This is a genomic window from Streptomyces sp. NRRL S-920 (assembly GCF_000717945.1).
GTDB lineage: Bacteria > Actinomycetota > Actinomycetes > Streptomycetales > Streptomycetaceae > Streptomyces > Streptomyces alboniger.
Genome location: NZ_JODF01000028.1, coordinates 135,750 through 158,781, shown reverse-complemented (window position 1 = coordinate 158,781; position 23,032 = coordinate 135,750). Strand labels below are relative to the sequence as shown.

Here is a 23,032-nt window from a genome sequence, read left to right as displayed (position 1 = left end):
GCCGCAGTGATGGGGTCTCCCCTGCTCGAGCGAAGCCGAGAGCTTGGGGAAGTGCCAGACCCCGCGGCCGCGGCATGATCCGCCGGACAGGCCCTAGGGGCCGCAAGGGTAGGGGGTCCGCCGGGCGGGCGTCCGGCCGGGCGGCAAAGTGGTCGAGGGCTTCTCCGTACGCCTCTAAGGTGGCCTTCCGGTGAGGAACCGGTGAGGAGCATGGGGGCTCCGGGGAGCTGCGGAGGGTTTGTGGGCAAGCGAAGGCGCGCCGCCGAGCGCAAGGGCGTCGGATTCAGGAACACCCGGGTGCATCCGGGTGTGCTCGGCGGGGCGGCGGTCGTCGTCGTGTGCGGGGTCGGGGCCACCGCGTTCGCGCTCTCCGGCGGCTCGGGGCCCGGCGGGTCCGGCGGTGACGCGAAGCCGGTGCCCTCGGGGCCTCCGACGTCCGCCGAAGTGCGCCACACCGCGCGGGCGTTCCTCGCGGCGTGGGCCGAGGGCGACGTGGCCAGGGCCGCCGCGCTGACGGACGACCGTACGGCGGCAGAGAAGGCGCTGACCTCCTACCGCGAGGAGGGCCACCTCACGAAGGTCCGGCTGACCCCCGGCAAACCGGCCGGGCGGGCGAGCGCCGAGGTGCCGTTCAAGGCGGCCGCCACGGTGTCGTACAAGAAGCGGAGCAAGCCTTTCGCCTACGAGTCCGAGCTGACGGTGGTGCGCAGGAAGAGCGACGGCAGGACGCTGGTCGGCTGGCGCCCCTCGGTCCTGCATCCGGAGCTGCGGGCGGGCGACCGCCTGGTCACCGGCGAGGCGGGCGATCCGCCGATCAAGGCGGTGGACCGGGACGGCGGGGAGCTGACGGCGGCCAAGTACCCGTCGCTGGGCACGGTCCTCGACGGGCTGCGCGAGAAGTTCGGCAAGAAGGCCGGCGGCACGGCGGGCGTAGAGCTGCGGGTGGTCCGGGCGGACGGCGGGGACGACGCCGCGAAGTCCGCGCGGGGCGGGGCCGCCTCGGCGAAGAAGGACGACGCGAGGTCGAGGCCCGACAAGACACTGCTGGCCCTGTCGCCCGGCACCCCGGGGACGCTCAGGACCACGTTCAGCGGTTCGTTGCAGTCGGCGGCGGAACGGGAGACGGCACGGCGCAAGCTCGCGTCCGTGGTCGTCGTCAAGCCGAGCACCGGCGAGATCCTGGCCGCCGCCAACTCCAACCCGACCGGCTTCAACACGGCCTTCCAGGGTTCCCTCGCGCCCGGCTCCACGATGAAGGTCGTCAGCGCGTCGATGCTGCTGGAGAAGAAGCTCGCCGGGGTGGACAAGAAGCACCCGTGCCCGAAGTACGAGACGTACGGCGGCTGGAAGTTCCAGAACGACGACAAGTTCCAGATCAAGAACGGCACGTTCCGGGCGAGCTTCGCGCGCTCCTGCAACACGGCCTTCATCAGCCAGGCCAAGAAGCTGGAGAACGACTCGCTGACCAGGCAGGCGCAGGACGTCTTCGGGCTCGGCCGCGACAACTGGTCGATCGGTGTGCCGACCTTCGACGGCGCGGTCCCCGTGCAGAGCCACGCCCAGATGGCCGCCTCGTTGATCGGGCAGGGCGGGGTGCGGATGAACCCGCTGAACATGGCGTCGGTGGCGGCGACGGTGAAGTCGGGCACGTTCAGGCAGCCGTACCTGGTCTCGCCCGACGTGGACGACCGCGAGCTGGCGACAGCGCCGCGCAGGATGTCGGGGGCGACGGCGTCGGCGCTGCGGGACCTCATGCACTACACGGCGGTGTCCGGCACCGCGGTGAAGCCGATGCGGGGCCTCGGCTCCGACACGGGCGCGAAGACGGGCTCGGCGGAGGTCGACGGTCAGAAGAAGCCGAACGGCTGGTTCACCGCGTACCGGGGCGACCTGGCGTCGGCGGCGGTCGTGCAGCAGGGCGGCCACGGCGGGGATTCGGCGGGCCCGCTGGTGCGGGCGATGCTGCTGGCCGGGGACTGAGCGTAGGGCGTGTGCGCAGAGTCCCTTGCCACCTTGCCTGCGTCGCGACGCCCGGCACGCACTCGCGCCGCGTCGGCCGAAAGCCCGAGTACGGCCAGTACGAGGGCATCCGTCCGCCATGCCGAGCGCACGCACGCACCGGACGCCGCGGCGCCCGCCCTGCGGGGCGGCGAACGACGGGACTTCGCGGACACGCCCCAGGGCCGACGCGAGGCGGCCCCCGCGGACACGCCCCGGGGCCGACGCGAGGCGGCCCCCCGTGTCCGGCATGCGGATACGCGGTCGCATGTCCCGTACACCGACCGCTAGCGTGCCGGGCATGAGCGCCACAGAGTACGCCGAGCCGACCGGATCCGCCGCCTCCACCGAGTCCGCCGCCCATCCCCGTTTCGCCGCCGCCCTGCGCGAGTTGGGCCTGACCGAGGTGATCGGCCGGGCCCGCCGCTTCCCGGAGCAGACGCGGACCGCGCAGGAGGCGGCGGCCGCGATCGGCTGCGAGCTGAGCCAGATCTGCAAGTCCCTCATCTTCGCGGCGGACGGGGTGCCGGTCCTGGTCCTGATGGACGGCGCGTCGCGGGTCGACGTCGACCTCGTACGCCGGGAGTTGGGCGCGGAGAAGGTCACCCGCGCCAAGGCGGACGTCGTCCGGGAGACCACCGGTTTCGCGATCGGCGGCGTGCCGCCCTTCGGACACGCCACCAGGACCCGGGTCCTCGCCGACCGCTCCCTCCTCGGCCACGACGTGGTGTGGGCGGCGGCGGGCACCCCCCACGCCGTCTTCCCGATGGCCCCCAAGGCACTGATCGCCCACGCGGGCGCCGCTCTGGTGGACGTGCGCGAGACCGCGAAGTGACTCCGCTGGTCGCGGCGGCGGTGCTGCTCGCCGCCGTCACGCACGCCAGCTGGAACGCGATCGCCCACCACATCACCGACAAGCTGGTCGGCTTCACGCTGATATCCGGCGGCGGCACGCTGATCGGCCTGCTCCTGGCCCCCTTCGCCGCGGTCCCGGCGGCGGGGGCCTGGCCGTATCTGATCGTCTCCGCGCTCATCCACGCCGGCTACTACGCCCTGCTGATGCGGTCGTTCAGGCTCGGCGACTTCGGCCAGGCGTACCCGATCGCGCGCGGCACGGCCCCGCTGGTGGTCACCGTGCTCGCGGCGCTCTTCGCGGGCGAGGTCCCGGACGCCTGGCAGGCGGCGGGCATCGCGGTGTCCTGCGCGGGCCTGACGGGCCTCGCCCTGTGGGGCATACGGGGCTCGGGGCGCCGCCCGGACTGGCCGGCGCTCGGCGCGGCTCTGGCGACGGGCGTCTCCATCGCGGCGTACACGGTGGTGGACGGCCTCGGTGTCCGCGCCTCCGGCTCCTCCTTGGGCTACATCGCGTGGCTGATGATCCTGGAGGGCGTCGCGGTCCCGCTCTACGCGGCGTACCGCTGGCGCGGCGACCTGCCCTCGAAACTCCGCCCGTTCGCGGCGGTGGGCCTGCTGGGCGCGGCCCTGTCCGTTGCGGCGTACGGCCTGGTCCTGTGGGCCCAGACGCGGGCGCACCTGGCCCCGATCTCCGCGCTCCGGGAGTCCTCGATCATCGTCGGCGCGGCGATCGGCGCGCTCTTCTTCAAGGAACGGTTCGGCACACCGCGGCTGGTGGCGGCGGGGCTGATGGTGGTGGGGATCGGGTTGATGCTGCACGCGGGGTAGGTGCCCGCGGCCTCACTCCGGTACGAGCGCGACGGGCAGCCGGGCGCACCGGCGACAGGCCCGGGCCGAGGTGGCCACTGTCGCGTGGGCGGCTGCCGCGAGGGCGCCGGCGAAGGCGAGCAGCGGCCAGTCGGCGGCGAGGGCCGCCGCCAGGGCGAGCGCGAGGGTCGCGGCCGCCATGGCCCCGCTCGCGGTGGTGCCGGCCCAGGCGACCACCAGCGGGAGCCGGCGTGGCGTGGGAAAGCGGCGGGCGAGGCTGCCGGTGGCGGCCAGGGTCGCCGCGGCCAGCAGCGCGGCGACGGTCGCGACGGACGCCAGGTGGACGGCGAGCAGTTGGGCCGTGCGGGGCAGGTACGCGGTCAGGTCGTGGCCCGCGGTCCTCGCCAGGTACCAGCAGCCGATCAGGAACGGGGCGGTGAGCGTCACCGCCCGCGCGGTGTGCCGGGCCTGGGCGACGGTCAGCTCCCGCTGGCAGCTGGGGGCGAGTTCGCCGACGGACCCGAACTCCCGCACCGCCCGCCGGGCGGCCTCCTCCTCGGGGAGCCCCGTCTCGGCATGCGCCGCGGCCGTGTCGACGAGTCCGTCGCGTATCTCGTCGACCAGCCGGGCCTTGGCCTTGGCGGGGCCGTGCAGAGCGGCGGACAGGTCGGCCGCGTACTCCTCGACGAGGCGCCCTGTGGCGTTCACGTGGCGAGTCCGGGCCGCGTGCCGGGGTTCAGGACCGAGCCGATCGCCGCGGTGAACTCGCTCCACGCCGCCCGCTCCCCGGCCAGCGTCGCCCGGCCCGCGTCCGTCAACTCGTAACACCTGCGCCGCCTTTCGCCCTCCGACTGCCAGCTGCTGCTCAGCAGGCCGAGCCGCTCCAGGCGGTTCAGCGCGGGGTAGATCGTGCCCGTACGCAGTTCCAGTACGCCGCCGCTGCGGCGCTGCACCGCGGCGATGATCGCGTAACCGTGCAGCGGGCCCTGTTCCAGCACGGCCAGCAGCAGCCCGTCGAGGTGCCCTCGCACCGCATCCGCCTTCATGAGTAGGCAGCCTACACAAGAGGGGAGTAGGCAGTGTATGTATTGGCAGCCAATACATACGCTCGCCCTGGAGGAACCCGTGACCAAGCTGCTCCTGTCCATCCACGTCCTCGTGGCGATCCTCGCCGTCGGGTCGATCACCGTGGCCGCGTCGATGTTCCCGCGGCGGGCGCTGCGGGCGATCGGCGGCGAGGGGCCGGGGGTCGCCGCGCTGCTGCACCGGGTCTGCCGCGGTTACGCGCTCGCGGGGATCGCCGTACCGGTGTTCGGGATCGCCACCGGGGCCCAGCTGGGTGTCCTCGGCGACGCGTGGCTGATCGTCTCGCTCGTCCTGACCGGGATCGCGGCGGCGCTTCTGGGGCTGGTGATCCTTCCGGGGCAGCGGAAGCTGCTGGCTCTGGCGGAGGGCGGGGACGCGCAGCGCGAGGGTGCCGAGGTGGTGGCGGGCAGGGATGCGCAGCGCGAGGGTGCCGAGGTGGTGGCGCGGCCCGCCGCCGCCCGGCTGGCGATGCTCACCGGGATCTTCAACCTGCTCTGGGCGGTCGTCGTCGTCCTGATGATCGTCCGCCCCGGCTCCACCACGGGAGCGTGAGCCCCATGCGCACCCTGCGCCTCGCGGCCACCGCCGAGGCCGCCTCGCTCACCCTCCTGCTGGGCAACCTCCTCACCGTCCACGCACCCGCGCTCTCCACACTGCTCGGCCCGCTGCACGGCACGGCGTACCTCGTCGTCATCGCGGCCACGTGGATGATCCCGCCGACCGCCGCGCCGGGCGCCCGGTGGCGCGCGCTGGTGCCGGGCGTCGGGGGCCTGCTCGCCCTGCGGCGGATCGGGGGCCGGGCCTCCGCGGGCCAGTGAGCGCCTGACTTACGCCTCCCGCAACGCCCGCACCAACGCCTGTGCGCGCGGGTCCGCCGTGACGCTCTTGTTCATTCCGTTCGTCACATAGCCGAACGCGGTCCCCGACTCCGGGTCGGCGAAGCCGAGTGCGCCGCCCCGGCCGGGGTGGCCGAAGGAGCCGGGGGCGAGGAGCGGGGACGCGCCGCTGTGCAGCATGTAGCCGAGGCCGAAGCGGGTGGGGACGACCAGGACGCGGTCGGGTCCCGCGGACGCCTCCGCGCGGGCCAGCTCCACCGTCTCCGGAGTGAACAGCCGTCGGCCGCCGTCCACTTCGCCGATCAGCGCGGCGTAGAAGCGGGCCAGGCCGTCGGCCGTGGCGACGCCGTTGGAGGCGGGCAGGGCCGCCGCCCGGTACGCCGGGTCGTTCTCGTCCGGCAGGGGGTCGATCGCCCCGAAGGCGCGGCTGGTCAGCGAGGCCGGATCCGCGTAGGCCTCGGCGACGTTCCGCTTGGGCCTCACGCGCAGGCCGCCCGGTCCGGCCGGCGCTTGGACGCGGCCCATCCGGCCGGCCCGCGCCGCCTCCGCTTCCGGCAGCCCCACCCACAGTCCGAGGCCGAGCGGCCGGGCGATCTCGGCGTCGATCCACTCCCCGACGGCCTTGCCCGTCACGCGCCGCACCAGCTCGCCGGTGAGCCAGCTGTAGGTCTGCGCGTGGTAGCCGTGGTCGGCGCCCGGCTCCCAGAAGGGGGCCTGCGCCGCGACCACCGCCGCCGCGAGGTCGGGGTCGAGCGCCTCGGCGGGCGTCAGCGGGCGGTCCAGGGCGGGGACGCCCGCGCGGTGGGCGAGGATGTGCCGCACCAGGACGCCGTCCTTGCCGCGCGCCTTGAACTCCGGCCAGTAGGCGCCGACCGGCGCGTCCAGGTCCAGCTCGCCGCGCTGGTGGAGCAGGAGCAGGGCGGCGGCGGCCACGCCCTTGGTCGCCGAGCGGACGACCTGCGCGGTGCCGGGCCCCCACGGGGCGTCGCCGGCCGCGAGGTCCCCGTCGACGTCCTTCGTGCCGCCCCACAGGTCCACGACCTTGCGCCCGTGCCGGTAGACCGTGACGGCGGCCCCGCGCTCCCCGCGCTCGGCGAAGTTGCGTACGAAGGCCTCCCGGACCTCCTCGAACCCGTCGGCGGCCCAGCCCTGCACCCCACCCATGAAGTCGTCCATGCCGAGACCAACAGCCGCCATCAGCCGCTGATTCCCCGACTTCTCGCCTTTGTCGCCTTCGGATCGAAGCCGAAGGGCAGCTCCAGGCGGTGCTCGCTCATCAGCTCCTCATCGCCGAGGAGATCGCCCGTGGGGCCGTCCGCCACGATCGTCCCCCCGCTGAGGATCAGGGCGCGGGGGCACAGCTCCATGGCGTACGGCAGATCGTGCGTGACCATCAGGACCGTGACGTCCAACGACCGCAGGATGTCGGCGAGTTCGCGGCGCGAGGCCGGGTCGAGGTTGGACGAGGGCTCGTCGAGGACGAGGATCTCCGGTTCCATGGCGAGGACCGTGGCGACCGCGACCCGGCGGCGCTGGCCGAAGGAGAGGTGGTGCGGCGGGCGGTCGGCGAACTCCGCCATGCCGACCTGGGAGAGGGCGTTCAGCACACGGGCCTCCAGCTGAGGGCCCCGCAGCCCCGCGGCCGCCGGCCCGAACGCCACGTCCTCGCGGACCGTCGGCATGAACAGTTGGTCGTCGGGGTCCTGGAAGACGATGCCGACCTTCCGTCTGATCTCGGCCATGTGCTTCTTGTCGACGGGCAGCCCGGCGACGGTCACCGTGCCCGCGCCGGCGGTCAGGATGCCGTTCAGATGCAGGACGAGCGTCGTCTTGCCCGCGCCGTTCGGCCCGAGCAGCGCGACGCGTTCGCCGCGCGCGACGCGGAAGTCGACGCCGAAGAGGGCCTGGTGCCCGTCGGGGTAGGCGAAGGCCAGTCCGGCCACTTCCAGCGAGGGTGGTGCGGTCACAGGGTCCATCCCAGTCGCGGTCACAGGGTCCATCCCAACAGGCATACGACGAGGGCGGCGGACGGGAGGGCCAGCGCGTACGTCCACTGCGCACGCGACGCGGTCACCTCGTCGATGACCGGCATCGAACCGGCGTACCCCCGGCTGACCATCGCGAGGTGCACCCGCTCGCCCCTATCGTACGAGCGGATGAAGAGGGCGCCCGCCGACTTGGCGAGGACGCCCCACTGCCGCACGCCCCGCGCCTCGAAGCCGCGGGACTCCCGGGCGATCCGCATCCGGCGCATCTCGTCCGTGATGACGTCGCCGTACCGGATCATGAAGGAGGCGATCTGCACGAGCAGCGGGGGCAGCCTCAGCCGCTGAAGGCCGAGAAGCAGGTCCCGCAGCTCGGTCGTGGAGGCGAGCAGCACGGAGGCGGCGACGCCGAGCGTGCCCTTGGCCAGGACGTTCCAGGCTCCCCAGAGGCCGTTGACGCTCAGGGACACACCGAGTACGTCGACGCGCTCGCCCTGCTCGACGAACGGCATCAGCACGGCGAAGGCGACGAACGGCACCTCGATCAGCAGCCGCTTGAGGAGAAACCCGGCGGGAACGCGAGCGGCACGGGCAACCGCCGCGAGCAGCGCGGCGTACCCGCCGAAGGCCCACATCGCCTCCCGGGGAGTGGAGACGACGAGGACCACGAAGCAGAGGACGGCGACGAGTTTGGTGTGCGCGGGCAGCGCGTGCACCGGCGAATGCGCGTGCCGGTAGAGGCGGTGGGCGTGGCCCGCGCCCATGTCAGGCCTTCTCGGGCGCGGAGGACGCCCTGGGGGCGTCGCCAACCCCGGACGCCCCGGGCGCCCCGGAGGCCTCAGTCGCCCCAGTCGCCCCGTCCACCCCAGTAGACGCAGGCCCCGCCTCCCCCGTACGACGCCTCCGCACCGCCCACAACACCGCCGAACCGGCGACGACCGTCACGCCCACGCCGATCGCGCCCGCCAGGCCGCCCGAGACGCGCGTGTCGGTGATGTTCTTGACCCCGTAGTCCGCCAGCGGCGAGTCCTCCGTGGCGTGGTCCTCGGCCTCCTTGTCGATGCCCTTGTCCTGGGCGACCTTCTCCAGGCCGTCGGGGTTCGAGGAGGCGTAGAAGCTGACGACGCCCGCGAGGACCAGGGAGGTGGCGAGGCCCGCCAGCCACACCTTCCGGCGGGAGCGGGCCGGAGCGCCGGCCGGTTCGGCGGCGGCCGGGGCGTCCACCAACTCCCCGCCGACCCGCAGCTTCAGCGGCCGCGTCAGCCCCCGGGCCCCGTGGACGAGGTCGGGCCGCACCGCGATGACCGCGCCCACGGTGAGCGCGGTGATCGCGGCCTCGCCGACGCCGATGAGGAGGTGGACGCCGACCATGGCGGTGGCGACCTTGTCGAGGGAGACGTCGGTCGTGCCGCCCACGGCGTAGAGGAAGGTGAAGGCGACCGCGGCGGCGGGCACGGACAGCAGCGCCGCCACGAAGGAGGCGACGGTGACCGTGCGGCGCCCGCGCGGCAGCACCTTCACCAGGCCACGGAAGACCAGGTAGCCGACGACGGTGGTGACGACCGCCATGTCGAGGATGTTGACGCCGAGCGCGGTCAGCCCGCCGTCCGCGAAGAGGACGCCCTGCATGAGCAGGACGACGGAGACGCAGAGGACCCCGGTGAAGGGGCCGACGAGTATCGCGGCGAGGGCCCCGCCGAGGAGATGCCCGCTCGTCCCGGCCGCGACGGGGAAGTTCAGCATTTGCACCGCAAATATGAAGGCGGCGACAAGCCCGCCGAGCGGAGCCGTCCGTTCGTCCAGCTCACGCCGGGCGCCTCTGAGGCAGACCGCCACCGCGCCCGCGGCAAGGACCCCGGCCGCGGCGGACACGGGGGCATTGATGAATCCGTCGGGGACATGCATGGGCGGCTCCTGGGCAGGGGCTCTAAGAGGGCGGACCGCTCGTGGACCGTTCAATGATCGGGCTTGTTGCGAACGGTTTGCAAGAGCACCGCGGTCCCGATACGGCTACGCCCGCTTGGCGGATCCTCCGACACCGCCTCGGGGCGAGTGGCCGGACATATGGGACATTAGTGAGGAAGTGCCCGTACTGATGAGGAGTTCAGCGATGTCCGCAGTCGAGCAGTACGCACGCGCCCACCTCGTCACGGACTCCTCCGAAGGCCACCACGCCGTCCCCGTCGTCCTGCGCTACGACGCGGAGGCCGACCCGCACACCGTGCGGATCGGCCTCCCCGGCCGCCGCGAATGGATCTTCGGCCGCCATCTGCTCGAACAGGGCCTGCGCGCCCCCGTCACCGCCGGTGACGTGCACATCTGGCCGTGCGGCCGGGTCCAGACGATCGTGGAGTTCCATACGCGGGACGGGGTGACGGTCGTCCAGTTCGACGCCTCGGCGCTGATCCGCTTCCTGCGCCGTACGTACGCGGCCGCCACGCCCGTCTCCCGCTGAGACCCGGCGCGAGGTCAGACGCGCGTCAACGCCCTGTCCCCGTCCGGGTCGGCGTCCCGGTCCGCGGCCGTGCGCAGCCCCTCGCCCTCGACATCGACGTCGGGCAGCACGCGGTCCAGCCACGTGGGCAGCCACCACGCCTTGGCGCCGAGCAGCGCGAGGACCGCGGGCACCAGCGCCATGCGGACCACGAACGCGTCGAAGAAGACCGCGATCGCGAGGCCGAAGCCGATCATCTTGACCATCTGCTCGCTGGACCCGATGAAGCCCGCGAACACCGCGATCATGATGACGGCCGCCGCCGAGACCACCCGCGCCCCGTGCCGGAAGCCGGTCACGATCGCCTGCCCCGGCCGCTCCCCATGGACGTACGCCTCCCGCATGCGCGTCACCAGGAAGACCTCGTAATCCATCGCGAGGCCGAAGACCACACCCACCATGAAGATCGGCATCATGGACATGATCGGGCCGGTCTGCTCCACGCCGAAGAGCGAGCCGAGCCAGCCCCACTGGAAGACCGCGACGACCGCGCCGAGGGCCGCGAGGACCGAGAGCAGGAAGCCGAGGGCCGCCTTGAGCGGGACCAGGATCGAGCGGAAGACGACGATCAGGAGCAGGAAGGCGAGGCCGACGACCAGGGCCAGATAGGGCAGCAGGGCGTCGTTGAGCTTCTGCGAGACGTCGATGTTCATGGCCGTGGTGCCGGTGACCATGATCTCGGCGCCGGTGGAGTCGGTGATCTTCGCGCCGGTGTCGCGGATCGAGTGGACCAGGTCCTCGGTCTCGATGCCGCTGGGCTTGGAGGACGGCACGACGCTGATGATGGCGGTGTCACCCGCCTTGTTGAACATCGGCGGGGCAGCGGCCAGCACGTCGTCGAGTCCGGCGACCGTCTTGCGGATCTGACCGGCGGCGGCCTTCGGGTCGTCGGCGCCCTTGAGGTCGCCGACGACCATCAGCGGGCCGTTGAAGCCGGGCCCGAATCCGTCGGAGACCAGGTCGTACGCCTTGCGCTGGGTCGTGGACGTCGGCTGCGCGCCGTCGTCGGGCAGGCCCAGCTCCAACTGCGAGACGGGGATGGCGGCGGCGCCGAGCCCCACGATGCCGACGAGCAGCACCGCGATCGGGCGGCGCACGACGAAGCGGGCCCAGCGGGTGCCCATGTTCGGCTTGGCGTCCTCACCGGCGGCCCTGTCCGCAGCCGTGTCCTTCTTGCCGCCGCCGAACAGCCTGCCCTTCTCGCCCATGGGCAGCACCCGCTTGCCCGCGTACCCGAGCAGCGCCGGGATGAGGGTCAGCGCGATGAGGACGGCGATGACGACCGTGCCGGCCGCGGCGAAGCCCATCTTGGTGAGCATCGGGATGTTCACCACGGCGAGGCCGACCAGCGCGATGACGACGGTGAGCCCCGCGAAGACGACCGCGGAACCCGCGGTGCCGACGGCACGCCCGGCCGCCTCCTCGCGGTCGCGGCCCTCGGCGAGTTCGCCGCGGAAGCGCGAGACGATGAAGAGGGCGTAGTCGATGCCGACCGCGAGGCCGATCATCATGGCGAGCGTCGAGGTGGTGGTGCCGAGGTCCAGCGCGTCGGCGAGCGCGGTGATGGACGAGACGCCGATGCCCACGCCGATGAGCGCGGTGAGCAGCGGAAGCCCGGCCGCGATCAGTGAGCCGAAGGTGATGACGAGGACGACCGCGGCGATCGCGATGCCGATGATCTCGGAGGAGCCGGTCTCCGGCATGGCCTGGAGGGCGTCACCGCCGACCTCGACCGTCAGCCCGGACTCGCGCGCCTTGTCGGTGGTCTTCTCCAGCGCGTCCCGGTCGTCGTCGGCCAGCTCCATGGAGGTGACCTTGTACGAGACCGAGGCGTACGCCGTGGAGCCGTCCTTGCTGACGGTCTTGGCGCGGAACGGGTCGTCGGCGCGGGCGACTTGGTCCGAGCCGGACCTCAGGGCCCCGACGGTCTTGAGGATCGCGGCCTTGTTGGCCGGGTCCGTCACCTTCTCGCCGTCGGGGGCCTTGAAGACGACACGGGCGCTCGCGCCGTCGGCACGGGCCTCGGGGGCGCGCTTCTCCAGGAGGTCGAAGGCCTTCTGGGCCTCCGTGCCGGGTATGGAGAAGGAACTGGAGGCGGCGGTGGGCGCCGACGCCGCGCCGACCCCGGCGAGGGTGAGGAGCGCCACCCAGACGAGGGCGACGAAGTGCCGCCGCCGGAAGGCTAGTTTGCCGAGTTTGTAAAGGAATGTGGCCACGGGGGCGTACTCCCGGTCAGGTCGTGGTGCGGAGATGACTGCGGGCAGGGGGGATCAGCCCGACGACGTGAGCGGTTCGCGTCAGGTACGGGGTGGGAGGGGACGGGAGGGGCGGGGCGGGTCAGACGCCGAGCGCGGGGAGGACCACGGCGTCGACGTACGAGGCGAGGAAGGCGCGGTCGACCGGCCGGTCCTCGATGAGGTCCCGGGCGACGAAAGCGCCGGTCATCATATGGACGACGTACTCCAACGCCGGATTGTCCGCGGCGACCTCGCCGCGCTCCACCGCTCTGCGCAGCAGGTCGTTCAGGCCCGTCAGCTCCGGCTCGATGAGCAGGTTCCGCAGCGCCTGGTGGAGTTCGGGGTTGTCGTGGACGGCACGGAAGAGGCCCCGCATCAGCGCGGCGTCCTTCTCCATCTGGCAGTCGTCCGAGCGGGCCACCATCTCGTTCAGGTCGCCGCGCAGCGAGCCCGTGTCGATGTCCGCGAGGGACACCGGCTTGTTGTGCCGCAGCGCCTTGGCGATCAGCTCCGGCTTGCTCCCCCACTGGCGGTAGAGGGTGGCCTTGCTGGAGCGGGTGCGGGCGGCCACGGCGTCCATGGTGAGGGCGTCGTAGCCGACGTCGCGGAGCAGGTCGAGCACGGCCTCGTACAGCTCGGCCTCGCGCTCCGGGGTGATCCTGCTGCGCCGCGTCGCCGCCGTGTCAGCCATGATCGCCGCCTCCTGTTCCGGACACATCTTGTTCCGACCGCCCGACCGCATCGGACCATTCCGAACGAAACGGTTTCGTACACCGGGAGCCTACCGCGAGCCCCTATCGAAACGAAACGGTTTCGTACGCACCCCCGTGTGCGCTGCGTCACGCCGTGCGTACGAGTTGCCGGGGCCCCCGGAGCGGAAAAGCATGGTGAGGTGACCGACGAGCGCGAGAACGCCCAGGCAGACCACGCCTACCTGCGATTTCCCCACCTCAGCGGCGACCGCCTCTGCTTCGCCGCCGAGGACGACCTCTGGGTGGCCCCCCTCACCCCCGAGGGCGTCCCGGCCGACCGGGCCTGGCGGCTCACCGTCGACCGCACCAAGGTGGGCCACCCCCGCTTCTCGCCCGACGGCCGCCACATCGCGTACACGACCTGGCGCAGCCTGGACCCGGAGATCCATCTGGCGCCCGTGGACGGCGGCCCCTCACGCCGCCTCACCTACTGGGGCAGCACCGACACCCGGGTCTGCGGCTGGTCCCCCGACGGCGACGTCCTCGCCGTCTCCTCGCACGGCCAGCCCTTCTCGCACTTCTGCTGGGCCTACAGCGTGCCCGTCGACGGCTCCCCCGGCGGCAAGCTGCCCTGGGGCCCGGTCGCCGACATCGCGATCACCGACACGCTCGCCGACGGCGACTGCGACCGCAAGACGCTGCTCCTGACGGGCAAGCCGCCCCACGAACCGGCCGCCTGGAAGCGGTACCGGGGCGGGGCGACGGGCCGCCTGTGGATGCACGGCGAGCAGATCCTCGGCCACCTCGACGGGCATCTCGACTCACCCATGTTCGTGTCCGGGCGCATCGCCTTCCTCTCCGACCACGAAGGCGTCGGCAATCTGTACTCCTGTCTGCCGGACGGCTCCGACCTGCGGCGCCACACCGACCACGACGCCTTCTACGCCCGGCACGCCGCCAGCGACGGCACGCGCGTGGTCTACCAGTGCGCGGGCGACATCTGGCTGGTGGACGGGCTGGACGCCGACTCGGTGCCGCGCCGGCTCGACGTGCGGCTCGGCGGCCCGCGCACGGGGCGGCGGGTCTACCAGGTCCCGGCCGCGCAGCACCTCGACGCGCTCTCCGTGGACACCACCGGGCGGGCCAGCGCGGTCGTCGTACGCGGCAGCCTGTACTGGCTCACGCACCGGGACGGCCCGGCCCGCACCATCACCGACACCCCCGGCGTCCGGGTGCGCCTGCCCGAGATGCTCGGCACCGGTGGGCAGGTCGCGTACATCACCGACGCCGACGGCGAGGACGCCGTGGAGATCGCCTATCTGCCGCGCGCCAGCGGCGACCGCCCGCCGCGCAGGCTGGCGAGCGGCGGCCTCGGCCGCGTCCAGGAAATGGTCTCCGACCCCGACGGCGACCGGCTCGCCATCGCCTCGAACGACGGCCGCCTGCTGCTGCTCACGGTGACCGACGAGGCGGGCGCCACCGAGCCCTCCCGCCGCCTCCGCGAGGTCGGGGAGATCCACGAGGCCGCCGAGGAAGGCGAGGACGAGGCCGGGGAGGCCGACGGCGGCGGCGAGGTCACCGAGCTGATCCGCTCCCTCAACGGACCGGTCCGCGATCTGGCCTTCTCCCCCGACGGGGCCTGGCTGACCTGGTCGCATCCCGGCATCGGCCGCTCCCTGCGGCAGATCAAACTGGCCCGCATCTGCGGCCCCGGACCCCACACGGTCGTCGACGTCACCAACGGCCGCTTCGAGGACGAGAACCCCGTCTTCACCCGCGACGGCCGCTACCTCGCCTTCCTCTCCTGGCGCGGCTTCGACCCCGTCTACGACGTACACACCGGCGACCTCTCCTTCCCCCTGGGCTGCCGCCCCTATCTCGTACCGCTCTCCTCGGCGACCCCGTCGCCCTTCGCGCTGCTGCCCGACGGGCGCCCGGCGGCGGGGGGCCTGGACCCGGCCGACGACAGCGGGGGCGACGGCACCACGACGGTCGAGACCGAGGGCCTGGAGGCGCGGGTGACGCCGTTCCCCGTCGCCGCCTCGAAGTACTCGGCCCTGCAACCCGTCAGCGGCGGCGGCCTGGTCTGGCTGCGCTGGCCGATCTCGGGCGCGCTCGGCGAGACCTTCGCCAACCCGGCCGACACCACGGGCCGCCCCACCCTGGAGCACTTCAACATCGCCAAGGCGAAGAAGTCCCAACTCGTCGATCACCTCGACTGGTTCGCGCTCAGCGGCGACGGCTCACGCCTCGTGGTCGTCGACGAGGGCGAGCTGAGTGCCGTACCCGCCACCGAGCAGGGCGACGGCGATACGACGGTCTGGATCGACCTGCGCCGCATCCTGCACGAGGCCGACCCGGCCGCCGAGTGGCGCCAGGCGTACGCGGAGGCCGGCCGCATCATCCGCGCCTACTTCTGGGACCCCGAGATGTGCGGCATCGACTGGGACGGCGTGCTCGCCCAGTACCGCCCGCTGGTCGAACGCGTCGCGTCGCCCGACGAGTTCGCGGACCTGCTGCGGGAGGTACTCGGCGAACTGGGCACCTCCCACGCGTACGTCTCCCCGGCCCGCCGCAACGAGGGCCCGCCCCACTACCAGCGCGCGATGGGCCTGCTCGGCGCGAACCTCGTCCGCAGGGACGACGGCTGGACGGTCAAACGGATCCTGCCCGGCGACTCCTCCGACTCCAAGGCGCGCTCCCCGCTGGCCGGCGCGGGCATCCGCGAGGGCGCGGTCCTCACCCATGTCGACGGCCGCCCGGTCGACCCGGTGACCGGGCCCTACCCGCTCCTCGCGGCGGCGGGTGGCACGACGGTCGAGCTGACGTTCTGCCCGGCGGAGGGCGAGGGCCGCGCGCGGCGGGTCGCGATCGTCCCCCTCGTCAACGAACGCCCGCTGCGCTATCAGGACTGGGTCGCCAAACGCCGCGAAGTCGTCAGGGAGTTGAGCGGCGGCAAGTGCGGCTACCTGCACATCCCCGACATGGGCGGCTCGGGCTGGGCGCAGTTCAACAGGGACCTGCGCCTTGAGGTGTCGCGGCCCGCCCTGATCGTGGACGTACGCGGCAACGCGGGCGGCCACATCAGCGAGCTGGTCGTGGAGAAGCTCACCCGCAAGATCCTCGGCTGGGACCTCACGCGCAACGCCCAGCCGGTGTCGTACGCCTCGAACGCGCCCCGGGGGCCCGTGGTGGCCCTCGCGGACGAGGCGACCTCCTCGGACGGCGACATGATCACGGCGGCGTTCAAGCTGCTCGGGCTCGGCCCGGTCGTCGGGCAGCGCACCTGGGGCGGCGTGGTCGGCATGACCGGGCGGCACCGGCTCGGTGACGGGACGGTGATCACGGTGCCGATGAACGCGGGCTGGTTCGACGAGTACGGCTGGTCCGTGGAGAACCACGGCGTCCCCCCGGACCTGGAGGTCCTGCGGACGCCGCTGGACTGGGCCGAGGGCCGGCACGCCCAACTCGACGACGCGGTACGGCTGGCGCTGGACCTCCTCGAGAAGAACCCGGCGGCGAACCCACCGGGTTACGCGAACGTCCCGGACCGCCGCCGCCCACCACTGCCGCCCCGCGCGTGACGCTGCGCTGTGCTTGAACGCCGAAGGCGCCCCAGGCATACCGGGGGCCTCTTCGGCGGCCCTGGGACGGCCACCGCTCGACGCGGGGTCACGGGCGGGCGGGTGGGAGACGACCGCCGTGGAGCGGCGGCGCTGCGGAGACCCCGGGCAGCCATGGAGCAGCGGCACAGGGGAGACCCCGGGCAACCGTGTAGCAGCGGCACAGGGGAGACCCCGGGCACCCTCAGGAGCCGCCCAGGCCCGTCCCGCGCCAGTTCCGCTCGTCCGCGGAGCCCCCCGCCCCCACCAGCCCGGTGGACACCGCGCCCAGCCTCGGCTCGAAGCGCCGCATCTCGCGCCGGCCGGCCGCGCCGATCAGGCCCGGCAGATAGCCCCGTACGCCCTGCATGCCCCGCAGCCACCACTGCGCGTACACATGGCTGGAGCGCCGCTCGATGCCGGCGACGAGGCGGTCCACCGCCGGGCCCAGCGGATACGTCTTGTTGGACGGCCACGGCAGCCGCTGCCGCAACTCCCGCATCACGTCGTCCTGGTCCGCGCCCCGCACCATGTCCGTGTCCGTCCAGGACAGATAGCCGACGCCGACCTTGACCCCCTTGTAGCCGACCTCGGCCCGCAGCGCGTGCGCGTACGCCTCCACGCCCGACTTCGACGCGCAGTACGCCGTCATCATCGGCGCGGGCGCGATCGCGGCGAACGAGGCGATCTGGAGGAGGTAGCCCCGGCTCTCCATGAGGACGGGAAGGAAGGCGCGGCCGGTCACCGCGCTGCCAATGAGGTTCACCTCGATGACGCGGCGCCACGCCTCGGGGTCGGACTCCACGAAGGGCCCGCCCCCGGCCACCCCCGCGTTCGCGACGACGATGTCGACCTTCCCGAAGCGCTCCTTGACCTCCCGTGCGACCTGGGCCATCGCCTCATGGTCGGTGACGTCCGCGTACCAGTGCCCGGGCTCGGTGTGCAGCCGCTCCGAGACCCGCTTCAGCTCGTCCGGCTCCAGACCGACGAGCGCCACCTTCGCGCCCCGCGCCGACAGCTTGCGCGCGAGCAGCTCGCCGACCCCGCGCGCCGCGCCCGTGACGACCGCGACCTGACCCTCCAGGCTGACCCTGCTCATGCGCCCTCCTTCACCTGCACGTACGTTCCGACGAGTTCCCTGATGCGCGCGGTGACGGCCTCCGGCGCCTCGATGGGCGTCATATGGCCGACCCCGACCAGCTCGGTGAGCCCCACGCACTGCGGCAGCGCGGCCGCGATCCGCCGCGCGTGCACGACGGGCGTGAGCCGGTCGACCAGACCGACGAGGACGGCGGTGGGCACCCGCAACGCGCCCACCTCGAAGTCCAGTTCGAGCGTGTCGAGCACGTTGGACCATCCGTGGCGCACGACTGTCGGACAGGCGTGCACGATCCGGGCGCACGCGTCGACCTTGTCCGGCGCCGCGCCGGGCCCCATGGTCCCGTACTTGAGGACGCGCTTGGTCAGTGGTGTCACCGGGCCGAGCGGCGCCCGCGCACCGAGTACCGACCGCGTGATCCGCGTCCGCACCCGCCCGGCCCGCAACGGCACGACCAGCGACTCGGCGACCAGACTCGAACTGCCCGTGCTGCACAGCAGTACGGCGGCCACGTGCTCCCGCACCGCCTCACGCCCGCCCGCCGCCATGATCGTCATGCCGCCCATGGAGTGCCCGACGAGCAGGGCCTTCTCGCCCGGCGCGAGCGTCGCCGCGAGGACCGCTTCGAGGTCGTCGGCGAGCGCCCGCGTGCTGTACCCGTCGGTGTCCGCGGGAGCGGCGCTGCGCCCGTGGCCGCGCTGGTCGTACGCGATCACCCGGTGGTCGGCGCCGAGGGCTCGCAGCTGCGCGGCCCAGAAGGCCGTCGAGCACGTCCACCCGTGCACGAGCACCACGGCGGGCGCCCCCTCCGGCCCGTGGATCTCGACGTGGATGCGGGCCCCGTCGGCGGAGACGGCGGTCAGTCGGCGCGCGGCGGCGGGCGGCGCGTAGGGCCCGCTCAGGGCGTGGGTCGGCCGGCTCATGCCCCGGCCTCCACCTTCTCGGCTCGGGTGTCGGGCACGGCTTTCAGCGCCCTCGGCTCCCGCAGCACCTCGTACTCGGAGAGATCGACCCGCCGGGTCGCCGCCCGGAACTCGGTGGTCGTACCCGGCCAGACCGTGGTGTTGACGCCGTTCGCGTCGAGGTACCAGCTGGTGCAGCCGCCGGTGTTCCACACGGTGCGTTTCATCCGCTCCTGCACCCGGGTGTTCCAGGCGCTCACCGCGCTCTCGCGCGCGGCGAGCGCGACGCGGCCTCCGAGGACATCCAGCTGCCGCAGGTAGTCGGCCATGTAGTTCAGCTGGGACTCGATCATCAGGATCATGGAGGAGTTCCCGAGGCCGGTGTTCGGGCCGATGATCGTCATCCAGTTGGGGAAGCCGGCGGCGGTCGCGCCCCGCAGCGCGTTCATGCCGTCCTTCCAGCTCTCCATGAGGGTGTGCCCCCCGTCGCCGATGACGCGCTCGGCGATCGGCATGTCCGTGACGTGGAACCCGGTGCCGAAGATGATCGCGTCGACCTCGGTCTCCGTACCGTCCGAGGCGACCACGGTATTGCCCCGCACCTCGGCGAGGCCGCTCGCGACGACGTCGACGTTGGGCCGGGCGAGCGCCGGGTAGTACGTGTTGGACAGCAGGATGCGCTTGCAGCCGATGCGGTACGTGGGGGTCAGCTTGGCCCGCAGCGCCGGGTCCTTGATGGCCCGGTACATGTTCCGCTTGGCGATCCGCTCGACCAGGCCGAGTTCGTCGGGCCGCTTGGTGAACGCCTGGACCTGCAACTCCCTTATTCCCCAGAGGATTCCGCGCCGGGCCTGCGTGGTGAAGGGCAGCTGCTTGTGCAGCCAGCGCTCGGCGCCGCTGATGGCGCGGTCGGCGCGCGGCATCACCCACGGTGGTGTGCGCTGGAACAGGGTGAGCCGGCCGACCTTCTTCTGGATCTCGGGCACGATCTGGATGGCGGAGGCGCCGGTGCCGATCATCGCGACGCGCTTGCCGCGAAGGTCGTAGTCGTGGTCCCAGCGGGCGGAGTGGAAGATCTTGCCCGGGAAGGTGTCGATGCCGGGGATGTCCGGGGTCTTGGGGTCGGAGAGCGGCCCGGTGGCCGAGACGACGACATCGGCGGTGAGGGAGCCCGCGCTGGTCTCGATCTCCCAGCGCAGCCGCTCGGCGTCCCACCGCATCAGCCGCACCTCGGTGTTGAGGCGGAGGTGCGAGCGCAGCCGGAAGGTGTCGGCTATCCGCTCCAGGTACTCCTGGATGTGCTCCTGCCCCGAGAAGGTGCGCGGCCAGTCGGGGTTGGGCGCGAAGGAGAACGAGTACAGGTGCGAGGGCACGTCGCAGGCGCAGCCCGGGTAGCTGTTGTCCCGCCAGGTGCCGCCCACCGCGGCCGCCCGCTCCAGGACGACGAAGTCGGTGATGCCCTCCCGGCGCAGCCGCACGGCCGCCCCGAGGCCACCGAACCCGGACCCGATCACCGCCACCCGTACGTGCTCGTGCTCGCGCCCCTGCTCGGGGCCACGCTCGCGCTCGGCCATACCGCCGCCTCCCGAAGTCCACGACTCTGCCAGTAACTACTGGCGCAATGGGGAGAGTAGAACACGTACGTACTCATGGGTAGGGGGTGGCCGGGGAAAGTTACCGGCGGTACGAGCTGGGCCCGCGCCGGTACGGCATAGGCTTCCGGCGTGGCAGACCGAGCAGACCGACCCCAAGGCGAAGGCGGCGTCCGCGAGTACCGCATGACGGAGCTGGCCGCGGCGGCCGGCATCACCGTGCGCACCGTGCGCTTCTACCGCGAGCGCGGACTGATCCCGCCGCCCCGCCGCGAGGGCCGCATCGCCTGGTACGACGACCACCACCTGGCACGCCTGCGCACGATCGCCGCCCTGCTTGAGCGCGGCCACACCCTGAACGGCATCGCCGAGCTGGCCGACGCCTTCGAGAAGGGCCGTGACGTCGGCGAACTCCTCGGTCTCGGCGAGCCCACCGAGGAGCAGCCGGTCCGCCTCACCCCGGAGGAACTGGCCGACCACTTCGCGGGCGAGGTCACCCCGGAGAACCTCGCCGCCGCCCTGGACCTCGGCTATCTGGGCACCGACGGCGACGAGCTGGTCCACATCAGCCGCCGCCTGCTCGACGCGTCATCCACCCTCGTACGCAAGGGAGTTCCGCTCGCCGCGGTCCTGGAGGCGGGCCGGCTCGTACGCGAACACGCGGACGCGCTCGCGGAGTTGTTCATCACGGTCATGCGCACCCACACCCCCGACACCGCCGAGGTGGACATCGAACAGCTCCGCCCGGTGGCCAAGAGCGTGGTGGAGGCGGAACTGTCGATGGCCCTGGACCGCCGCCTCAACCAGCCCTGATCACGCCCCGCGTCAGCGCGGAAGCCACCAACGCGCCTTGTAGATCCCGCCGTTGACCAGCTTGTAGCTGCTCTCGGGCCGGTGGACGCTCACCGTCGTCGTCCACCACGTCTCCTCAAGGCCCTGCTCCGGCACGGTGGTCACGACCTGCCCGGTACGCGGGTCGTCGCCGACGGCCTTCACGGACTTCCGGGAGATCGCCTCGGCCCCGGCGAAGTCCCGCACGAAGACCCCGCCGCGCATCTCGTACTGGAAGACGGCCGCGTTCGTCGTCACCCACAACCGCCCCGGACGCCCCGCCACCGGAAAGAGGTCGTGCCCGCCGGGCGTGCGGCCCGGCGTCCCCACCGGCAGTCCGACCGCGGACGTCCGCGTCAGCGTGGGCCGCGCGGCCGTACCGCCCACCGCGTACGTCACCAGCTCGTCGTCACCGATCGCCCACAGCACCCGGCGCACGCCGTCCCAGTGCAGCCCGTGCGCACCCTTGAGCGGCGCCTCCGCGTACCGCGTGGCACGGGGGCCCTGCGACGCCGCGTACAGCCGCACGAGCGCGCCGGTGCTGCACGCGACGGCCACGTTGCCGTCGGGCAGGATCTCCGCGCTGTGCGGATTGAACAGATCGTCCCCGCCCCCGAGCGCCGTGCCCCAGTACCGCCTGCCCGTCGGATGCTCGACGACGGCCACGAACCCGAACGACGCCGTCGTCAGGACGTACGTGCGCTTCCGGTGCACCCGCACCTTCGCCTCGCACGGGTACACCCAGCTCTCGTCCGGACGCAGATCCTGGTAGCGGCGGTCGCCGAGCGGCGAGAACTGCCACCGCACCACCGACGGATCGGCATCCGGGTCCCACACGCGCCGCCGCGGGTCGAGGACGAGGATGCGCCTGCTCGCCTGTTCGGTCAGCAGGACGGGCGGCGTCCGGGCGGGCCGGCCGCCCCCGCTCGCCCCGTGCGCCGCCGCGGCGGGCAGCGCCGCCGAGATCCCGGCACCCGCGGCGCCCAGCACCACGGCACGTCTGGAAGGCATGGCCGACACGAAGTACCCCCGGATCCACGGCAGTTGGTCACCCACACGACCGCATTGGTCATGTACGCGACCGCAATCTGCCATGCCCGGCGGGCCCGGGACAGCCCTCCGCCGGACTTTGTGGCCGTGTCCCGCCGACGACCACTCCCCTGGCGGATCCGGCGGATCCGGCGCGGGCCCTACAGGTCGTAGACCACCGTGACGGGAGCGTGGTCGCTCCACCGCTCGGCGTGGGTCGCGGCCCGCTCCACATACGCCTTGACCGCGCGCCCGGCGAGGCCCGGCGTCGCGACGTGGTAGTCGATGCGCCAGCCCGTGTCGTTGTCGAAGGCACGCCCGCGGTAGGACCACCACGAGTACGGGCCCTCCACGCCCGGGTGCTGCGCCCGCACGACGTCCTCGTACTCCTCGAAGACCTCGCTCAGCCAGGCGCGCTCCTCCGGCAGGAAACCGGAGTTCTTCCTGTTGCCCTTCCAGTTCTTGAGGTCGGCCTCCTGGTGGGCGATGTTCCAGTCGCCGCAGACGACGACGTGCCGCCCCTCGGCGGCGGCCCGCTCCTTGAGTTCCTTCAAGTACGGGAGGAACTCCCCCATGAACCGCAGCTTCTCGTCCTGCCGCTCGGTGCCGACCTCCCCGGAGGGCAGATACAGGCTGGCGACGGTGACGCCCGGCAGATCGGCCTCCACATACCGCCCGCTGCCGTCGAACTCCGTCGACCCGAAGCCGACCCGCACCCGGTCCGGCTCGCGGCGCGTATAGAGGGAGACACCGGCGCGCCCCTTGGCCGCGGCGGGCGCGTGCACGACATGCCAGCCCTCGGGCCCGCGGACCTCGTCCGGCAGCTGCTGCGGCTCGGCGCGCACCTCCTGGAGGCACAGCACATCGGCCGTGGTCCCGCCGAGCCACTCCACGAAGCCCTTCTTGGCGGCGGCACGCAGCCCGTTCACATTCACAGAGGTCACTGTCAGCACAACACTCGCCTCACTCGTCCTTGGCCACTTCCAC

General features: G+C 72.7%; 21 protein-coding genes. 8 read left to right on the top strand and 13 right to left on the bottom strand.

Translation table 11 applies throughout. The annotated features are described in order from the left end of the window. Positions 1 to 240 precede the first annotated feature (240 nt). The 3 genes from IG54_RS0121020 (at position 241) to IG54_RS0121010 (ending at position 3,681) form a co-directional block, all read left to right on the top strand. On the top strand, positions 241 to 1,980 hold the full coding sequence (locus IG54_RS0121020; RefSeq protein ID WP_030786471.1) for a penicillin-binding transpeptidase domain-containing protein: 1,740 nt from the start codon (positions 241 to 243) through the stop codon (positions 1,978 to 1,980). A gap of 319 nt (positions 1,981 to 2,299) precedes the next feature. Beyond that, positions 2,300 to 2,833, top strand: a complete 534-nt coding sequence (locus IG54_RS0121015) for a YbaK/EbsC family protein (RefSeq protein WP_106977054.1) — start codon at positions 2,300 to 2,302, stop codon at positions 2,831 to 2,833. Further along, on the top strand, positions 2,830 to 3,681 hold the full coding sequence (locus IG54_RS0121010; protein ID WP_030786464.1) for a DMT family transporter: 852 nt from the start codon (positions 2,830 to 2,832) through the stop codon (positions 3,679 to 3,681). Before IG54_RS0121015 ends, IG54_RS0121010 begins: the two co-directional genes overlap by 4 nt. A 12-nt stretch (positions 3,682 to 3,693) precedes the next feature. On the opposite strand, the gene IG54_RS0121005 is transcribed toward IG54_RS0121010, so the two are convergent. Together IG54_RS0121005 and IG54_RS0121000 are read right to left on the bottom strand one after the other, a co-directional pair. Next, positions 3,694 to 4,368 (bottom strand): permease prefix domain 1-containing protein, encoded by a 675-nt coding sequence (locus tag IG54_RS0121005; RefSeq protein ID WP_030786461.1) that lies wholly within the window; start codon positions 4,366 to 4,368, stop codon positions 3,694 to 3,696. Next, positions 4,365 to 4,706, bottom strand: a complete 342-nt coding sequence (locus tag IG54_RS0121000) for a PadR family transcriptional regulator (protein WP_030786458.1) — start codon at positions 4,704 to 4,706, stop codon at positions 4,365 to 4,367. Before IG54_RS0121000 ends, IG54_RS0121005 begins: the two co-directional genes overlap by 4 nt. Positions 4,707 to 4,785: 79 nt before the next feature. Here IG54_RS0121000 and IG54_RS0120995 point away from each other — a divergent pair, with 79 nt between their 5' ends. Together IG54_RS0120995 and IG54_RS0120990 are read left to right on the top strand one after the other, a co-directional pair. Beyond that, positions 4,786 to 5,298 carry a hypothetical protein gene (locus tag IG54_RS0120995; RefSeq protein WP_030786456.1) on the top strand — a complete coding sequence of 171 codons (513 nt, stop codon included), beginning with the start codon at positions 4,786 to 4,788 and terminating at the stop codon, positions 5,296 to 5,298. A gap of 5 nt (positions 5,299 to 5,303) precedes the next feature. After that, a complete protein-coding gene (locus IG54_RS0120990; protein ID WP_030786454.1) occupies positions 5,304 to 5,564 on the top strand; it encodes a hypothetical protein in 261 nt (86 codons plus the stop codon). Between the two features lie 9 nt (positions 5,565 to 5,573). Here the strand turns inward: IG54_RS0120990 and IG54_RS0120985 are convergent, their stop codons facing one another. Genes IG54_RS0120985 through IG54_RS0120970 form a run of 4 tightly spaced genes read right to left on the bottom strand, consistent with a single transcriptional unit; the run spans position 5,574 to position 9,472 of the window. Then, the gene (locus IG54_RS0120985) at positions 5,574 to 6,779 is read right to left on the bottom strand and encodes a serine hydrolase domain-containing protein (protein ID WP_234336279.1); all 1,206 of its coding nucleotides are present in this window, start codon (positions 6,777 to 6,779) and stop codon (positions 5,574 to 5,576) included. Further along, complete coding sequence (locus tag IG54_RS0120980; RefSeq protein ID WP_037897500.1) at positions 6,779 to 7,558, bottom strand: energy-coupling factor ABC transporter ATP-binding protein; 780 nt, start codon at positions 7,556 to 7,558, stop codon at positions 6,779 to 6,781. The genes IG54_RS0120985 and IG54_RS0120980 overlap by 1 nt, the downstream gene beginning before the upstream one ends. An 11-nt stretch (positions 7,559 to 7,569) precedes the next feature. Further along, positions 7,570 to 8,331 (bottom strand): cobalt ECF transporter T component CbiQ, encoded by a 762-nt coding sequence (gene cbiQ / locus IG54_RS0120975; protein WP_030786448.1) that lies wholly within the window; start codon positions 8,329 to 8,331, stop codon positions 7,570 to 7,572. 1 nt (position 8,332) lies between these two features. Beyond that, positions 8,333 to 9,472: an energy-coupling factor ABC transporter permease gene (locus IG54_RS0120970; protein WP_030786446.1), complete on the bottom strand. Its 1,140-nt coding sequence runs from the start codon at positions 9,470 to 9,472 to the stop codon at positions 8,333 to 8,335. 205 nt (positions 9,473 to 9,677) lie between these two features. Between IG54_RS0120970 and IG54_RS0120965 the strand changes: the two genes are divergently transcribed. Beyond that, entirely contained in the window at positions 9,678 to 10,022 is a 345-nt protein-coding gene (locus IG54_RS0120965; RefSeq protein WP_030786443.1) for an SsgA family sporulation/cell division regulator, read from the top strand. Positions 10,023 to 10,036: 14 nt separating this feature from the next. On the opposite strand, the gene IG54_RS0120960 is transcribed toward IG54_RS0120965, so the two are convergent. Both IG54_RS0120960 and IG54_RS0120955 read right to left on the bottom strand, forming a co-directional pair. Continuing rightward, positions 10,037 to 12,277: an MMPL family transporter gene (locus tag IG54_RS0120960; protein WP_030786440.1), complete on the bottom strand. Its 2,241-nt coding sequence runs from the start codon at positions 12,275 to 12,277 to the stop codon at positions 10,037 to 10,039. 121 nt (positions 12,278 to 12,398) lie between these two features. Continuing rightward, complete coding sequence (locus IG54_RS0120955) at positions 12,399 to 12,989, bottom strand: TetR/AcrR family transcriptional regulator (protein ID WP_030786437.1); 591 nt, start codon at positions 12,987 to 12,989, stop codon at positions 12,399 to 12,401. 201 nt (positions 12,990 to 13,190) lie between these two features. On the opposite strand from IG54_RS0120955, the gene IG54_RS0120950 reads away from it, so the two are divergent. Then, positions 13,191 to 16,574 (top strand): S41 family peptidase, encoded by a 3,384-nt coding sequence (locus IG54_RS0120950; RefSeq protein WP_037897499.1) that lies wholly within the window; start codon positions 13,191 to 13,193, stop codon positions 16,572 to 16,574. Positions 16,575 to 16,797: 223 nt separating this feature from the next. Here IG54_RS0120950 and IG54_RS0120945 read toward each other — a convergent pair whose 3' ends face one another. Genes IG54_RS0120945 through IG54_RS0120935 form a run of 3 tightly spaced genes read right to left on the bottom strand, consistent with a single transcriptional unit; the run spans position 16,798 to position 20,167 of the window. Beyond that, on the bottom strand, positions 16,798 to 17,691 hold the full coding sequence (locus IG54_RS0120945) for an SDR family oxidoreductase (protein WP_030786431.1): 894 nt from the start codon (positions 17,689 to 17,691) through the stop codon (positions 16,798 to 16,800). Further along, positions 17,688 to 18,614: an alpha/beta fold hydrolase gene (locus IG54_RS0120940; RefSeq protein WP_030786429.1), complete on the bottom strand. Its 927-nt coding sequence runs from the start codon at positions 18,612 to 18,614 to the stop codon at positions 17,688 to 17,690. The genes IG54_RS0120945 and IG54_RS0120940 overlap by 4 nt, the downstream gene beginning before the upstream one ends. After that, positions 18,611 to 20,167, bottom strand: a complete 1,557-nt coding sequence (locus tag IG54_RS0120935) for a flavin-containing monooxygenase (protein WP_030786427.1) — start codon at positions 20,165 to 20,167, stop codon at positions 18,611 to 18,613. The genes IG54_RS0120940 and IG54_RS0120935 overlap by 4 nt, the downstream gene beginning before the upstream one ends. A gap of 204 nt (positions 20,168 to 20,371) precedes the next feature. On the opposite strand from IG54_RS0120935, the gene IG54_RS0120930 reads away from it, so the two are divergent. Beyond that, entirely contained in the window at positions 20,372 to 20,998 is a 627-nt protein-coding gene (locus tag IG54_RS0120930) for a MerR family transcriptional regulator (RefSeq protein ID WP_030786424.1), read from the top strand. A 12-nt stretch (positions 20,999 to 21,010) separates the two neighbouring features. Here IG54_RS0120930 and IG54_RS0120925 read toward each other — a convergent pair whose 3' ends face one another. Further along, entirely contained in the window at positions 21,011 to 22,027 is a 1,017-nt protein-coding gene (locus tag IG54_RS0120925; RefSeq protein ID WP_234336278.1) for a DUF6528 family protein, read from the bottom strand. Positions 22,028 to 22,206: 179 nt separating this feature from the next. After that, positions 22,207 to 22,998, bottom strand: coding sequence for an exodeoxyribonuclease III (locus IG54_RS0120920; protein WP_030786418.1), 792 nt, complete (start codon positions 22,996 to 22,998; stop codon positions 22,207 to 22,209). Positions 22,999 to 23,032: the final 34 nt, after the last annotated feature.